This window comes from Blastococcus sp. SYSU DS0753 (assembly GCF_054051175.1).
Map to the genome: position 1 here is coordinate 21,173 of NZ_JBJHAT010000028.1, position 15,370 is coordinate 36,542.

At 74.1% G+C, this 15,370-nt stretch carries 14 protein-coding genes; 10 read left to right on the forward strand and 4 right to left on the reverse strand.

Features of this window, described 5'->3' with window-relative positions; all coding sequences use genetic code 11:
* Nucleotide 1 precedes the first annotated feature (1 nt).
* From ACI799_RS17585 to ACI799_RS17605, 5 genes are all read left to right on the forward strand, one after another.
* Nucleotides 2–856 (forward strand): MaoC family dehydratase, encoded by an 855-nt coding sequence (locus tag ACI799_RS17585; protein ID WP_456613574.1) that lies wholly within the window; start codon nt 2–4, stop codon nt 854–856.
* A gap of 106 nt (nt 857–962) precedes the next feature.
* Nucleotides 963–2,177, forward strand: a complete 1,215-nt coding sequence (locus tag ACI799_RS17590; protein ID WP_456600226.1) for an acyl-CoA dehydrogenase family protein — start codon at nt 963–965, stop codon at nt 2,175–2,177.
* Nucleotides 2,178–2,514: 337 nt separating this feature from the next.
* Nucleotides 2,515–4,101, forward strand: a complete 1,587-nt coding sequence (locus ACI799_RS17595; protein ID WP_456613575.1) for a fibronectin type III domain-containing protein — start codon at nt 2,515–2,517, stop codon at nt 4,099–4,101.
* Between the two features lie 169 nt (nt 4,102–4,270).
* Nucleotides 4,271–5,383 carry a class E sortase gene (locus tag ACI799_RS17600; protein ID WP_456590602.1) on the forward strand — a complete coding sequence of 371 codons (1,113 nt, stop codon included), beginning with the start codon at nt 4,271–4,273 and terminating at the stop codon, nt 5,381–5,383.
* Between the two features lie 14 nt (nt 5,384–5,397).
* A complete protein-coding gene (locus ACI799_RS17605) occupies nt 5,398–5,556 on the forward strand; it encodes a hypothetical protein (RefSeq protein ID WP_456590603.1) in 159 nt (52 codons plus the stop codon).
* A gap of 6 nt (nt 5,557–5,562) precedes the next feature.
* Here the strand turns inward: ACI799_RS17605 and ACI799_RS17610 are convergent, their stop codons facing one another.
* Nucleotides 5,563–6,606 (reverse strand): DUF1611 domain-containing protein, encoded by a 1,044-nt coding sequence (locus tag ACI799_RS17610; RefSeq protein ID WP_456613576.1) that lies wholly within the window; start codon nt 6,604–6,606, stop codon nt 5,563–5,565.
* Complete coding sequence (locus ACI799_RS17615; protein WP_456613577.1) at nt 6,603–7,622, reverse strand: dipeptide epimerase; 1,020 nt, start codon at nt 7,620–7,622, stop codon at nt 6,603–6,605. The genes ACI799_RS17610 and ACI799_RS17615 overlap by 4 nt, the downstream gene beginning before the upstream one ends.
* 137 nt (nt 7,623–7,759) lie before the next feature.
* Here ACI799_RS17615 and ACI799_RS17620 point away from each other — a divergent pair, with 137 nt between their 5' ends.
* From ACI799_RS17620 to ACI799_RS17640, 5 genes are read left to right on the forward strand one after another with little or no spacing between them, the layout of a single operon-like run.
* On the forward strand, nt 7,760–9,286 hold the full coding sequence (locus ACI799_RS17620) for an ABC transporter substrate-binding protein (protein WP_456613578.1): 1,527 nt from the start codon (nt 7,760–7,762) through the stop codon (nt 9,284–9,286).
* Nucleotides 9,283–10,224 carry an ABC transporter permease gene (locus tag ACI799_RS17625; protein ID WP_456613596.1) on the forward strand — a complete coding sequence of 314 codons (942 nt, stop codon included), beginning with the start codon at nt 9,283–9,285 and terminating at the stop codon, nt 10,222–10,224. Before ACI799_RS17620 ends, ACI799_RS17625 begins: the two co-directional genes overlap by 4 nt.
* Complete coding sequence (locus tag ACI799_RS17630) at nt 10,221–11,219, forward strand: ABC transporter permease subunit (RefSeq protein ID WP_456613579.1); 999 nt, start codon at nt 10,221–10,223, stop codon at nt 11,217–11,219. The genes ACI799_RS17625 and ACI799_RS17630 overlap by 4 nt, the downstream gene beginning before the upstream one ends.
* Complete coding sequence (locus ACI799_RS17635; RefSeq protein ID WP_456613580.1) at nt 11,216–12,307, forward strand: ABC transporter ATP-binding protein; 1,092 nt, start codon at nt 11,216–11,218, stop codon at nt 12,305–12,307. The genes ACI799_RS17630 and ACI799_RS17635 overlap by 4 nt, the downstream gene beginning before the upstream one ends.
* Nucleotides 12,304–13,341, forward strand: coding sequence for an ABC transporter ATP-binding protein (locus tag ACI799_RS17640; RefSeq protein WP_456590609.1), 1,038 nt, complete (start codon nt 12,304–12,306; stop codon nt 13,339–13,341). Before ACI799_RS17635 ends, ACI799_RS17640 begins: the two co-directional genes overlap by 4 nt.
* Before the next feature lie 9 nt (nt 13,342–13,350).
* Here the strand turns inward: ACI799_RS17640 and ACI799_RS17645 are convergent, their stop codons facing one another.
* On the reverse strand, nt 13,351–14,553 hold the full coding sequence (locus ACI799_RS17645; RefSeq protein WP_456613581.1) for an MFS transporter: 1,203 nt from the start codon (nt 14,551–14,553) through the stop codon (nt 13,351–13,353).
* Nucleotides 14,550–15,353 (reverse strand): IclR family transcriptional regulator domain-containing protein, encoded by an 804-nt coding sequence (locus ACI799_RS17650; RefSeq protein ID WP_456590611.1) that lies wholly within the window; start codon nt 15,351–15,353, stop codon nt 14,550–14,552. Before ACI799_RS17650 ends, ACI799_RS17645 begins: the two co-directional genes overlap by 4 nt.
* Between the last annotated feature and the right edge of the window lie 17 nt (nt 15,354–15,370).

A 15,370-nucleotide genomic window follows, 5' to 3' on the forward strand; every position in this document is an offset into this window, starting at 1 on the left:
GGTGGCGACGACGGAGTTCGACGGGCCGCCGAACATGGCGGCGCTGTTCGCGAAGGCGGCGCTCACCGCGCGCGGCCGGGGCGGGGAGCTGCCGAACACCCGGCTGGCGCGCACCGGGGTGGCGGTGGACGGCGCGCACCTCGCCGACTACGCGCGCGTCTGCGGGTTCCCGCTGACGGACTCGCTGCCGGCGACCTACCCGCACGTGCTCACCTTCCCGCTGCAGACGGCGCTGATGACCGACCGCGCGTTCCCGCTCGCCCTGCCCGGGCTGGTGCACGTGCGCAACCGGATCGACGTGCTGCGGCCGGTCGGCGTCACCGAGGAGCTCGACCTCGAGGTGTGGGCGGAGCGGTTCGCCCGCCATCCACGCGGGGCGACGGTCGACCTGTGCGCGTCGGTCTCGGCCGGCGGCGAGGAGGTCTGGCGGAGCCGCTCGACGTACCTGGCGCGGGGAGCCAGCGCTCCCGAGGGTGCACCGGAAAGCGATGTGACGGTAGCGGTGGGGGACCTGGAGCGCCCGGTCGCCACCTGGCGGGTCCCGGCCGACGCCGGCCGCCGGTACGCCACGGTCTCCGGCGACGTGAACCCGATCCACCTCTCGGGGCTCACCGCGAAGGCGTTCGGCTTCAAGCGGGCGATCGCGCACGGCATGTGGGTGAAGGCCCGCGTGCTGGCGGCGGTGGGCAACCGGCTGCCCGAGGCGTTCGGCGTCGACGTCGCCTTCCGCAAGCCGCTGTTCCTGCCCTCGACGGTCACCCTCGCCACCGCGCAGGCCGACGGCGGCTGGGATGCTGCCGTCCGCAACGCGAACTCCGGCACCGAACACCTGGTCGGGACCATCCGTCCGCGCTGACCAGGGGCTCTTTCCGTCGTCGATCATCGGCGAATGGCCGGTCGACACGCCGGTGACGGCCACCAGATGCCGATGATCAACGGGCTGCACTGACAGGAGAACCCGCATGGCCGTGTCGTTCGAGCTCACCGAGGACCAGGTCGAGCTGCAGAAGTGGGTGCACGAGTTCGCCGCGACCGTCGTCCGCCCGGCGGCCGCCGAGTACGACGAGCGGGAGGCCTTCCCCTGGGAGGTGCTGCAGGAAGCGGCGAAGATCGGGCTCTACTCGCTCGACTTCTTCGCCACCCAGTGGTTCGACGAATCCGGCCTCGGCATCCCGCTCACCATGGAGGAGCTCTTCTGGGGTGACGCCGGCATCGGGCTGGCGATCGTCGGCACCACGCTGGCCGCGGCCTCGGTGCGTGCGAACGGCACCGACGAGCAGGTCGGCCAGTGGATCCCGGCCATGTTCGGCACGGAAGCCCAGCCGAAGGTCGCCGCCTTCTGCTCCTCGGAGCCCGACGCCGGGTCCGACGTCGGCGCCATGCGGACGCGGGCGGTCTACGACGAGGCGACCGACGAGTGGGTGCTGACCGGCACCAAGACCTGGGCGACCAACGGCGGGATCGCCGACATCCACGTGGTCACCGCCGTCGTGGACCCCGAGCTCAAGGCGCGCGGGCACGCCAGCTTCGTCGTCCCGCCGGGCACGAAGGGCATCAGCCAGGGGCAGAAGTTCCTGAAGCACGGCATCCGCGCCTCGCACACCGCTGAGGTCGTCCTCGACGAGTGCCGCATCCCCGGTGACTGCCTGCTCGGCGGGCGGGAGAGGCTGGAGGAGCGCCTCGCCCGTGCCCGCGAGGGCGCGAAGAGCGGGCGCACCCAGCCCTCGATGGCCACTTTCGAGCGCACCCGGCCGGCGGTCGGCGCGCAGGCCGTCGGGGTGGCGCGGGCCGCCTACGACTACGCGCTTGACTACGCGAAGCAGCGGGTGCAGTTCGGCCGGCCGATCATCGAGAACCAGGCGATCGCCTTCCAGCTCGCCGACATGCGGACGCGGATCGACGCCGCCCGCCTGCTCGTCTGGCGGGCCGCGTGGATGGCGCGCAACGGGCAGCAGTTCACCGCGGCCGAGGGCTCGATGTCCAAGCTCGTCGCCGGGGAGACCGCGGTGCGGGTCACCGAGCAGGCGATGCAGATCCTCGGCGGCAACGGCTACACCCGCGACTACCCCGTCGAGCGCATGGCGCGGGACGCGAAGATCTACACCATCTTCGAGGGGACCTCGGAGATCCAGCGCCTGGTCATCGCCCGCACGATCTCCGGCGTGCAGATCCGGTGACGCGAGTCGCCGCCCCGGCAGGGTGGTGACGACGGCGTCGGGCACCCGCCGGGCGCCCGACGAGCGTCCCGTGACCTGACAACCCGCCGGACGGCGTTCGGCACAGTTTCGACTGCATCCACGAGCGCGTCGGCCGGTCGTCGGCGATCCAGGATCACGAACGGGTAACGCGCAGGCACGCCCGTGCCAGGCGGCGTTGCGCCACCGGAGCGCCGGAGTGCGCGTGGTCCCGTGCTCCGTCGCCCGGCTCCGGGCGTCCGCGCCCGGCGTCCCGGGTTCGATCATCACGGGGGTCGGCGTGCGTTCCACGTCTCCATCTCGTCGTGCCCTGGGCCTCGTGGCCGTCGGTGCGATGGGCCTCTCCACGACAGTTCTCGCGGTCGGCGGCGTCGCGCAGGCGGACCTGCCCACCGACATCTCCTGGGGCACCACGTCGGCGTCGACGATGACGGAGCCCATCCCGGCCGGCGTGTGCGCCGTCGACTGGGTGGTGTCGGGGGCGTCCGGTGGCGGCGGCAACCACAGCAACGGCGGTTTGGGTGGGCGCGTCGAGGCCCGCCTGCCCGCGACCCCCGGCCAGGTCTTCGAACTGGTGGCCGGCCAGAGCGGCGCCCCGTTCGACATCCCGGGATTCGAGGGACTAGGCGGCGGCAGCGGCGGTCAGCCCAGTGGTGGCAACGGTCACTTCGGCGGTGGCGGCGGCGGGCGCAGCGCACTCCTCCTCGACGGCTCGCCGCTGATCATCGCCGGCGGCGGCGGTGGTGGCGGCTACTACGTCGGCGGGGGGAACGCCGGCCCGGTCGGCGTGAAGGGCGTCGACGAGTCGGCGGGCGTCCTCGGCGGCACCGGCGGCACGGCCTCGGCGCCCGGCGCCGGCGGCGCGTCCGGCTGGAGCTCCGGGACGGGCGGCGACGGCATCGGCGGGGTCGGTGGTGCGGCCACGGGCCACAATGCGGGCGGTGGTGGCGGCGGCCTCTACGGCGGCGGCGCCGGGGGCAGCGACGGTGAGGACGGCGCCGGTGGCGGTGGTGGCTCGAATCTGGCGCCCGAGACGGCCACGGTGAACGGTGTCAGTGAGATCGGCGGCAACGGCTCGGTCAGCGGAAACTACGTCGACTGCCCCGCGCCGAACGCTCCGACGCTGACGGCCCTGACCGCGGGCGACGGCTCGGCCACGGTCGCCTTCACCCCCGGCACCGACACGGGGACGGCGGTCACCGGTTGGGAGTACCGGGTGGACAAGGACGCCTGGGCACCGTTGACCACGACCTCGACCAAGGATGGCGCGCGTACCGGCACGGTCCCGGGTCTGACCAACGGCACGCCGGCGATCGTGGTCGTGCGCGCCACCAGTGGTCGGGGACCGGGCGCGATCAGCAACGCGCTGACCGTCACGCCGTCCGCCCCGGTCACGAGCACCCCGCCGGCTCCGGAGCCGACCCCGGAGGAGAAGGCGGACACCCCCCGGGTGCCGGCCACGGTCCCCACCACGTCGCTGACCCTGACCACCGACAAGGGTGACATCACCAGCGCCGCCCCGGGCGACGAGCTGGTCGTCATCGGCACGGGCTTCCGGCCGAACTCGACGGTGGCCATCGTCATCTACTCCGAGCCGCGGCTGCTGGGGACCGCGACCACCGATGGCAACGGCGACTTCCGCACGGCGGTGACCGTGCCGGCCGATCTCGCGGCGGGCCAGCACAGCCTGGTGGCTTCCGGCTTCGCGCCGGACGGCACGGAGCGCTTCCTCCGCCTGGACGTCACCGTCGCCGCACCCGCCGAGGACGAGACGACGGCGCCCACCGGCGCCGGCACCACGCTGGCCTCCACCGGTGCCGACATCGCCGTGCCGGTGGTGGGCGGACTGGTGGCGCTCGCCGCGGGTGGCGCGCTGCTGCGTGCCGCCCGCCGTCGCGCCGCCTGATCCGTACGGCCGCACGACGCATCTGGGGCCCGGGTCCCGCCCTCACCGGCGGGCCCGGGCCTCCGGCGTCCCACGGCGCGTCGGATCACGCTGAGCACCTGTTCCGTCACTTAACATCTGGCGAGGCGCGCCACGGGCGTGCACGCAGGCCGACGACCGGGGGCACGGTATGGCGGACCCGGACCGGGGACGGCGCGAGGACGACACCCGTCCCACGCAGCGGTGGGACCGCGTCGCCGAGCCCGACGTGGTGCCGGTGCTCGGTCGCCCGCCCGTACCGCCGGTATCCAGTCGCGCCGCCGCGCCGCGGTACGGCGCGCGCCCGGCCGGGGGTGGCAGCCCGGCGGGCACCGTCGCCGACGCCCCTTCGGCCGAACGCCCGTGGGACGACGGGCCGTGGGACGAGCACTGGGACCAGCTCGTCTCGGACGACGGGTCCTGGGACGACATCCCCTCGGACGGCGGCACCTCGGTCGATGGCTCCTGGGACGACCAGTCGTGGGACGACCCGTCGTGGGACGACGACGGCGAGGAGCCGGCCGGCGGCCCCCGGCGCCGCGAACCGCGGTGGCAGGTGGTGTCCCGCGGCATCGGCGAGCTGTTCGTGACGGCCGGTCTGGTGCTGCTCCTGTTCGTCGTCTACGAGGTGTACGTCACCGACCTGCTCACCGACCGCCGGCAGGGCCAGCTCAGCGCCGAGCTGCAGGAGCGCTGGGAGGACGCCCCCGCCGACGCCGGCCTGGTCCAGGTGGAGATCGGGGACGCGTTCGGCGTCCTGCGGATCCCGCGGCTGGGCGAGGACTACGCGCGCGTCATCCTCGAGGGGACCACCGAGAACGAGCTCTCGCAGGGCCCGGGCCACTACGCCGACACGGCGATGCCCGGTGAGCCCGGCAACGTCGCGCTGGCCGGCCACCGCGTGGGCAAGGGCTCGCCCTTCCTGGAGCTGGACGCGATGCGCGCCGGCGACCCGATCGTCGTGGAGACCGCCGACACCTGGTTCGTGTACCGGGTGCTGGGCGACCCGGCGACCGGCGACGTCGACGCCGACCCCAGCGGGATCCCCGGCATGCAGATCGTCAGCCCGAGCGACGTCTCGGTCATCGCCCCGACGCCGAACGCCGATGTCGCCGTCGGGCCGACGGGCTCCTACCTCACGCTCACGACCTGCCACCCGCGGTTCTCCGCGAAGCAGCGGCTGATCATCCACGCGGAGCTCGACGGCGCGGGCATCCCCAAGGCGGAGATGCCCGACGGCCCGCCGGCGTTGCGCGAGAGCTGACCGAGGAGGCTGCGATGTACGGCTGGATCTGGCGTTCCCTGCCCGGCGGGAGGGGCGCGAAGACGCTGGAGGCGCTGGTGCTGGCGCTCGCCGTCTGCGCCCTGCTGCTCTTCGTCGTCTTCCCCTGGGTGGAGCCGCAGCTGCCCTGGAACGACGTCACCGTCGACGGCTGACCCGGCTCACCCCCGGTCGAGCGCGCTCAGCACGGCGTCGAGCACCCGGGTCGCGCCGAAGCGGACGACGTCGTCGCTGACCAGCCCGGTCTCCGCCGCGGCGGACCCGACCGCGGCCCGGGCGTCGGCGTCGTCCAGCCCGGCGGTGTTCAGCGCGACGGCGGCGACCCGCGCGGGGCGCACCCACCCGGCGGCCTGCTCGTAGCCGCGCACGATCTCGCCCAGCGACGGGAGCGCGGTGCCCGGGTAGTCGGCGATCGCGGTGCGCCCGGCCCGGTGGCACAGCACCAGCGCGTCCGCCGAGGAGCCGTGCAGCAGGCCGAGCGTCACCCCCGAGTAGGCCGGGTGGTGGATCGAGCCCTGGCCCTCCAGCCAGAGCAGATCACCACGGGTCGCCCCCTCGCGCACCAGCCGGTCGGCGGCGCCGGCGACGAAGTCGGAGATCACGTGGTCCACCGCCATGCCCCACCCCGAGATGGCGACCCCGGTCTGCCCGGTGGCCACGAACACCGAGCGCAGCCCGCGGTCCCGCGCGGCCTGGTCGAGCTCCAGGACGACGCTCATCTTCCCGATCGCGCAGTCCGAGCCCACCGTGTGCACGACCCGGGCCCCGACCGGCCCGGTAAGCGGCACCCCGAGGTCGTCCGGCACCGCCCGCAGGTCCCGGATCCGGACCCCGGCCGCCCGGGCGGCCGCCGCCAGTTCAGGATCGGCGCCCAGATCCGTGTGCAGCCCCGCCTCGACGTGCATCCTCAGGCGCAGCGCCGCGAGCAGCGTCCGCCGCCAGGTGTCGGTCAGCCGGCCCCCGAGCGGGGCCACGCCGAGCAGCACCGTCGTCGCGCCGAGCTCCCGGGCCGCCGCGACGTCGGCGACGACCGGCACGGGGCGGGCGCAGAACGGGACGACGTCCACCGCCCGCTGCCCGGCGTGGACGTCGTCGATCACGCACACGACCTCGCGGGCGCCGTAGCGCAGCACCCCGTGGGCGGTCTTGGCGTAGGACTCCGCGAGCTGGCCACCGGTGAGGACGGCGAGCCGTTCGGCGCTCACGCCGCATCCTCCGCGACGAGCCCGAGCCCCGGTGCGTCCGGCAGCACCAGCCGCCCGTCCCGCAAGCCCAGGCCGGTGAACGGCTCGTCGCTGATCAGCAGGTGGCCGTCCAGGTCGACCAGATCGGCGAGGGGGCCCAGCTGGGCGGCCTGCGCGATGCCGAGCTGCGACTCGATCATGCAGCCGAGCATCACCCGCAGGTCCAGCGCGGCCGCCGCGGCGATCATGCGGTGGGCCTCGCGGATGCCGCCGCACTTGGCCAGCTTCACCACGATGCCGTCCGCGTAACCGGCGACGCCGGCCACCGAGGCCAGGTCCTTGCAGCCCTCGTCGACGAAGACCGGGAGCCGGCCGGGCAACTCGCGGTAGCGGGCGAACGAGTCCAGGTCGGCTGCCGGGAACGGCTGCTCGATCATCTCGACCCCCAGCTCGCGCAGCCGCGGCAGGAGGTCGCGGGCCTGGTCGAGGGTCCAGCCCTCGTTGCCGTCGATCCGCAGCGGGGCGTCGGTGACCGACCGGATCGCCTCCAGCCGGGCGAGGTCCTCCGGCCCGCCCACCTTCACCTTGTAGACGGCGAAGCCGGGGGCGCGCCGGACCCGGGCGGCGGTCTCGGCCACGGTCGTGATCCCGATGGTGAAGCTCGTCGGCGGGAGCACCCCGTCCAGCCCCAGCAACCGCCAGACCGGCAGGCCGTAGCGGCGGCCCACCCAGTCGTGCACCGCCCCGTCGAGGGCCATCTTCGCGCCCTGCGGGCCGTCCCAGGCGCGCAGCCGGCGGGCGATGCCCTCCAGGTCGCGCAGGTCGTCGCCGAGCAGCGCGCGCCCGTCCGCGGCGACGGCGTCGGCCATCGCGGGCACCGACTCGCCCCAGTAGGCCACCGGCGCGCCCTCGCCGTACCCGCGGACGCTCCCGTCGGCGAGCCCGACCACGAGCACCTCCTCGGTGTCCACCGACGAGCGGGCGATGGTGAACGTGTCGCGCAGGCGCAGTGTCAGGCGACGGCAGGTGAGTTCCACGGGGTGAGTCTGGCGGGCCACGGCCGGGATGTCTCGAACAGGCAACGATCCTGCTCAGCGGTCGGTTCGGGTTGTCGGCCGGCAGCGACGGGGTCAAGGTCGGAGGTGGACGACCTGCCCCGACCCCGGAGGTTCCCGTGCGCACCACCCGACTCCTGTCCCTGGGCGCCGTCGGCGCGCTCGCCCTCTCCGCCTGCGGCGGCGGTGGGGAGAGCGTCGACACCGGTGGCGGCGGTGGCGGCGGGGACAACGTGCTCGTGGCCGCGGTGAGCGCGCAGCCCGACAAGCTCGACCCGCACACGACGACGGCCTACCCGGCGTTCCAGATCCTGGAGAACGTCTACGACACCCTCGTCGTCCCGGCCGCCGACGACCTGACGATGGAGCCCAGCCTGGCCGAGAGCTGGGAGACCAGCGAGGACGGGCTGACCTGGACGTTCACCCTCCGCGAGGGCGTCACGTTCCACGACGGCAGCGAGTTCGACGCCGCCGACGTCGTCTACTCGTACAACCGGATCATCGACGAGGAGCTCGCCAACTCGTACCGGTTCGCCAACGTGGAGTCGGTCGAGGCGGCCGATCCGCAGACCGTCGAGATCACCGTCAGCCAGCCGACGCCCAACCTGCCGGCGCTGATCGGCGGCTTCAAGGGCATGGCGATCCTGCCCGAGGGCGCGGCCGAGGAGTTCGACCTCAACACCGAGGCGGTCGGCACCGGCCCGTTCCAGCTGGAGAGCTCGGACGCGAGCAGCACGGTGCTGACCCGGTTCGACGAGTACTGGGGCCAGGAGCCCACGCTCGACGGGGTCGAGTTCCGCTACATCACCGAGCCGGCCGCGGCGCTCACCGCGCTGCAGAACGGCGAGGTGCAGTGGACCGACAACATCCCGCCGCAGCAGATCGAGTCGCTGGAGGGCGACGACGCCGTCGAGCTGGCCACCACGCCCAGCGTCGACTACTGGTACATGAGCATGAACTACGACCGGGAGCCCTTCGGCAACCCGCAGGTGCGGCAGGCGATCGCCACCGCCATCGACCGCGCCGCGGTCACCGAGGCGGCCCGGTTCGGGGCGGCGCAGCCCAACCAGACCGCCATCCCCGAGGACAGCTTCTACTACTACGACTACGCCCCGTTCGAGCCGAGCGCCGAGGAGGCGCAGGCGCTGCTGGAGCAGGCCGGCGTCCAGGCGCCCATCACGATGGGCCTGATGGTCACCGACGAGTTCCCCGAGACCGTCACCGCCGCGCAGGTCATCGCCAGCCAGCTGCAGCCGATCGGGATCAACGTGGACGTCCAGACCGTGGACTTCGCGACCTGGCTGGACCGGCAGAGCCAGGGCGACTTCGACGCCTTCATGCTCGGCTGGCTGGGCAACATCGACCCGTTCGACTACTACCACTCGCAGCACATCACCGACGGCTCGAACAACTACCAGGGCTACAGCAACCCCGAGGTGGACCGGCTGCTCACCGAGGCGTCGACGGAGACCGACGAGGACACCCGCAAGGACCTCTACGACCAGGCGGCGCAGCTCATCGTCGACGACGTCTCCTACGTGTACCTCTACAACCCTGACGTCGTGCAGGCCTGGGCGCCGGGGCTGTCCGGGTACGAGATCCGCGCCGACAAGGCGATCAACTTCGAAGGCGTGGAGTTGCCCTGACCGGCTACGTCCTCCGGCGGATCGGCCAGTCGGCGGTCGTCCTCGCCGGAGTGAGCGTCATCGTGTTCGGCCTGGTGCACCTCGTACCGGGCGATCCGGTGCGGCTCGCCCTGGGCACCCGCTTCTCGCAGCAGAGCTACGACGCCCTCCGCGAGCGGTCGGGGCTGGACCAGCCGCTGGTCGAGCAGTTCTTCGGCTGGTTCGGCCGGGCCCTGACCGGGGACCTGGGGGTCAGCTTCCGCAGCGGCGAGACGGTGACCTCCCAGATCGCCGAGCGGCTGCCGGCCACGTTGACGCTGGCGATCGCCGCGATCCTGGTCGCCCTGCTCATCGCCATCCCGCTGGGCACGATCTCGGCGCTGCGCCCGCGCTCGCTCGTCGACCGGGTCGCCACCGTGATCAGCCAGTTCGGCATCTCGGTGCCCGACTTCTGGATGGGGATCGTGCTGATCCTGGTCTTCGCCGGGACGCTGGGCTGGCTGCCCTCGGGCGGGTACGTGCCGCTCAGCGAGGACCCCGGAGCCTGGTTCCAGCGGCTGCTCATGCCGGCGTTGGTGACCGGCGTGGTCTCCGGTTCGGTGATCACCCGGTTCGTCCGGTCCAGCATGCTGGAGGCCCTGGGCGCCGACCACGTGCGGACGGCGCAGGCCAAGGGGCTGCCGCAGCGGCAGGTCTTCTCCTGGCACGTGCTCCGCAACGCCCTGCTGCCACTGGTCACGGTGACCGGCGTGCAGCTGGCCTACCTGCTGTCGGGGGTGGTCGTCGTGGAGATCGTCTTCTCCTGGCCGGGGCTGGGTCAGCTGGCCCTGCAGGCGGTGCAGGCCCGCGACTACCCGGTGCTGCAGGGCGCCATCCTGCTGTTCGCGCTGGTCTTCCTGGTGATCAACCTCGTCGTCGACCTCCTCTACACCGCCATCGACCCGCGGATCCGCCGATGAGCATCCAGCCGACCCCCGGGCCGCCGCCCTACCAGGAGCCGAGCGGCGAGCGCCGCCCGGAGGCCCCCGAGGAGCCCCCGGGCGGATCGCCGCAGCGGGAGTCGCGGTCGGCGCCGCCCACGCTGCGCCCGGCCCGCCCGCGCTGGCGGGAGACGCTCGGCCTGCTGGCGCGCAACCCGACGGCGGCAATCGCCTCGGTGGTCCTGCTGCTGATCGTGGTCGTGGCCTTCTTCGACGACACGTTCGCCCCGGAGGGGGCCAACGAGATCTCGGTGACCGACCGGCTCCAGTCGCCCAGCTGGGAGCACCCGTTCGGCACCGACGACCTCGGCCGGGACATCCTCAGCCGGGTCATCCTCGGCGCCTCGGTGTCGCTGCGGGTGGGCTTCCTCGCCGTCGGCTTCGCGCTCGTCGTCGGCACCCTGATCGGCCTGCTCGCCGGCTACTACGGCAAGTGGGTCGACGACGTCCTGATGCGGTTCATGGACATGCTCTTCGCGTTCCCCGCCGTGCTGCTGGCGATCGCCGTCCTCGCCGTCCGCGGACCCGGGTCGGGCAACACCGCGCTGGCGATCGGGATCGTCTACACGCCGATCTTCGCCCGGGTCACCCGCGCGAGCGTGCTGGGCGTGCGCGAGGAGGTCTACGTGCGGGCGTCGCGGTCGGTGGGGGCCTCGGACTGGCGGATCCTCACCCGGCACATCCTGCCGAACGCCGCGCCGCCGATCATCGTGCAGACCTCGATCAGCCTGGCGTTCGCGGTGCTGGCCGAGGCGGCGCTGTCGTTCCTCGGTCTGGGCACCCAGCCGCCCAACCCCTCGTGGGGGCTGATGCTGGCCGAGGGACGCGGCTACATCGACCTGGCCTGGTGGCTGGCGTTCTTCCCGGGGATGGCGATCTTCCTGACCGTGCTCTGCTTCAACCTGCTCGGCGACGGGCTCCGCGACGCGCTGGACCCGCGGCAGCGCACCCTGATGGCCGGGGGTGGCAAGTGAGCGGCGAGCCGGTGCTGGAGGTCGAGGACCTGCGGGTGCGGCTGCGCACCCCGCGCGGGCCGGCCGACGTCGTCAACGGGCTGAGCTACACCGTCGGCGCGGGGGAGACGGTCGCCGTGGTCGGGGAGTCCGGCAGCGGCAAGAGCGTCTCGGTGCTGGCGCTGCTCGGCCTGCTCCCCGCCCGGGTGGCGACGGTGACCGGCCGGGCGCTGCTGCAGGGCGAGGACCTGCTGACCATGTCACCCGAGCGGCTGCGCCAGGTGCGCGGCCCGGGCGCCGGCATGGTGTTCCAGGACCCGATGACCTCGCTGAACCCGGTGCTCACCATCGGCCGGCAGCTGGTCGAGGGCATCCGGGCGCACGGCGACGTCTCCAAGGCCGACGCCCGGACCCGCGCGGCGGACCTGCTCCGCGAGGTCGGCCTGCCCGATCCCGAGAAGGCGCTGGACCGCTACCCGCACGAGCTGTCGGGCGGCATGCGCCAGCGGGTGGTCATCGCGATCGCGCTGAGCAACTCCCCGTCGCTGCTGATCGCCGACGAGGCGACCACCGCGCTCGACGTCACGGTGCAGGCGCAGATCATCGACCTGGTCGAGAAGCTGCAGGCCGAGCACGGCACCGGCGTCATCTGGATCACCCACGACCTCGGTGTGGTCGCCGGGATCGCCGACCGGGTGCTGGTCATGTACGGCGGCCGGTGCGTGGAGGACGGCACTGTCGACGACGTCCTGGAGCGCCCGGCACACCCCTACACCCGTGGGCTGCTGGGCTCGCTGCCCGACCTGGCCGCACCGGTGGGCCCCGACGGCGAGGTGCCCGAGCTGACCGCGATCCCGGGTCTGCCGCCGCCCCCCACCGACCTGCCGCCGGGCTGCGTGTTCTGGCCGCGCTGCCCGGTGCGGGCCGATCCGCGCTGCGAGACGGAGCAGCCGCCGCTGGCGGTCGTCTCCCGCGCCGCGGCCGGCGGGCCGGCGGGCGCGACCGCGTCGAGCGCCTACGCCGGCGAAGGGTCGGGGAAGGGCGCGGGGCTGCCGCACCGCGCGGCCACCTGGTGCACCGAGGGCACGGACGGGGGGAGCCCGGCATGAGCGAGGACGTGCTGGTCTCCGCCCGCGGCCTGGAGGTGCACTTCCCCGTCGGGGGCGGCGGCCTGCGCCGGGCGCCCGCGAGCGTGCTGCGCGCCGTCGACGGCGTCGACCTGGACATCCTGCGCGGCGAGACCCTGGGCCTGGTGGGGGAGTCCGGCTGCGGGAAGTCGACGCTGGGCAACGCGCTGCTGCGGCTGGTGCCGCCGACCGGGGGGACGATCACCTTCGACGGCACCGACGTCACCTCGCTGGACCGCCGCGGTCTCAAGGAGATGCGCCGCCGGGCCGGAATGGTGTTCCAGGACCCGTTCGCCTCCCTCGACCCGCGGCGCACCGTGGCCCAGACGGTGAGCGAGCCGCTGGAGGTGCACGGCCTGCGCTCGGGCAAGCGCGAACGCGCGGCGCGGGTGGGCGAGCTGCTGGAGCTCGTGGGCCTGGACCCGGTGGTGGCCGGGCGCTACCCGCACGAGTTCTCCGGTGGGCAGCGCCAGCGCGTCGGCATCGCCCGGGCGCTGGCGGGGGAGCCGGACTTCCTGGTCTGCGACGAGGCGATCGCCTCCCTCGACGTGAGCGTGCAGGCCCAGGTGCTCAACCTGCTGCGCCGGCTGCAGCGGCAGCTGGGGCTCACCCTGCTGTTCATCTCCCACGACCTCTCCGCCGTCCGGCACATCTCCGACCGGATCGCGGTCATGTACCTGGGGCGGATCGTGGAGATCGGGCCCGCGGCCGCCGTGGGCAGCGAGCCGCAGATGCCGTACACGCAGGCGCTGCTGTCGGCGGTGCCCGTGCCGCACCCGGCGCAGGAGCGGGCGCGGGAGCGGATCGTGCTGCACGGCGACGTCCCCTCGCCCTCCGACGTCCCCTCGGGCTGCCGGTTCCGCACCCGCTGCCCGTACGTCTTCGAGCCGTGCGACGACGTCGACCCGGCGCTGCAGCCGGCCGGGTCGCCCGGCCAGCTGGCCGCATGCCACCTGCACGGCGTCGCCGGCACCCCGGTGACGAAGACCCCGGAGGGCGTCACCGCCGACCCCTGAGGGTCGGGGTCAGACGGCGGGGCCGACCAGCCGGGGGCGGGCCGCGGCGATCCCGACGGCCGTCTGACCCAGGACCACGACCAGCAGGAGCAGCAGCCCCGGGACCCACTCCCCGGTGGCCTCGTGCAGCAGGCCGACGCCCAGCGGGCCGGTGGCGGCCAGCAGGTAGCCCACGCTCTGCGCCGACGCGGACAGCCGGCCGGTCTGGGCGACGTCGCGGGTGCGCTGCAGGATCAGCGCCATGGCCAGCGGGAAGGCCGCTCCCGTGCCGATGCCGTAGAGCAGCGTCCACAGCAGCGGGGCCGCGGCCGGGGCCACGAGCAGCCCCACGATCGCCACGATCACCGGCACGGTGCCGACCAGCACCCACCCCTGCTGGCCGGGGCGCCGCGCGGCCAGCGGCGGGACCACCAGGGAGGCGGGGACGCCCAGCGCGGCGGCGAGCGCCAGCAGGCCGCCGGCCGCGACTGGGGAGACGCCGGCCTCGGCCTGGAGGATGTCGGCCAGCCAGGTCAGCATCGCGTAGAACGAGAGCGACTGGAGCCCGAAGAACAGCGTGACGGCCAGCGCCACCCGGTCGCGCAGCACCGCGGTGCGGGCGCCCGAGGGGGCGGGCGGCGGAGGGGGGACGTCGCGCCGAGCACGGGCGAGCGCGGCCACGGCGACCAGGGCGGCCAGCACCGGCACGCCCCACAGCAGCAGGCCGACCACGGCGCTGCCGGCCGCGGCGGCCAGCGGTTGCGCCAGCCCGGCCCCGATGCTGGCGGACGCCGCCATGGAGGCGACGATCATCCCCACGACCACCGCGCTGCGCGCGCCGTACTCCGCACGCGCGACCGCGGGCAGCAGCACGTTGGCGATGGCGATGCCCCCGGTGAGCAGCACGGTGCCCACGTAGAGCCCGGGCGTGGCGGCCAGTCGCAGCAGGATCCCGATCGCCAGGAGGGCGACGCCGAGCAGCACGGCGCGGTGCACGCCGACGCGGCCGGCGAGAGCGGGGGCGAACGGTGAGATGAGCCCGAAGCAGACCAGCGGCAGGGCGGTGACGACGGCGAGCGCGCCCGTGGAGAGCGACAGCTCGTCGCCGAGCTCCCCGAGGAGCGGGCCCACGGCGGCGAAGGGCGCGCGCAGGCAGAGCGCGACCAGGACCATCGCCACGGCCGGCAGGGCCAGCCGCCATGCGGGGCGGGTGCGGGTGCCGGTACCGGTCACGACCGGGAGCTGCGGCCGAGGTCGTGCTCGATCTGGGTGGCGGTCTCCAGCAGCGGCGGCACGTACTCGTCCTCCAGTTGCTCCAGCGAGGTGCGGCTGGCGCTGACCGAGAGGTTCACCGCGGCGACGACGGCGCCGCTGCGGTCGCGGACCGGTGCGGCGGCCGAGCGCAGCCCCTCCTCCAGCTCCTGGTCGACCATCGCGTAGCCCTGCGCCCGCACGGTGGCCAGCACGCGGCGCAGCTCCGCGGCGTCGGTGACGGTGCGCGAGGTCAGCGCGGGCAGCTCCGCCCGCGCCAGGTAGGCGTCGAGCTCCTCGTCGGGCAGGCCGGCGAGGAGGACCCGGCCCATGGACGTGGCGTGGGCCGGGAAGCGGGTGCCGACGGTGATCATCACGGTCATGATGCGCTTGGTGTGCACCCGCGCCACGTAGACGACGTCGTCGCCGTCGAGCACCGACAGGGAGGAGGACTCCTCGACCCGGGCGACCAGCGCCTCCAGGTGCGGCTGCGCGACCTCGGGCAGGGTGAGCCCGGACAGGTAGGAGTAGCCCAGCTCCAGGACCCGGGGGCGCAGCGAGAACTCCCGGCCGTCGGCGCGCACGTAGCCCAGCTGCACCAGCGTGAGCAGGAAGCGGCGGGCGGCCGCCCGGGTGAGCCCGGTGGCGCGGGCGACCTCGCTCAGCTGGAGCCTCGGGTGCTGGGCGTCGAAGGCGCGGATGACGGCGAGACCGCGGTCGAGGGACTGCACGAAGGTGCCGTCCCGGACGGGCACCGGCCGCTCGTCGGGCACGGAGGTCACGGCGCTCCTTCGGTCGG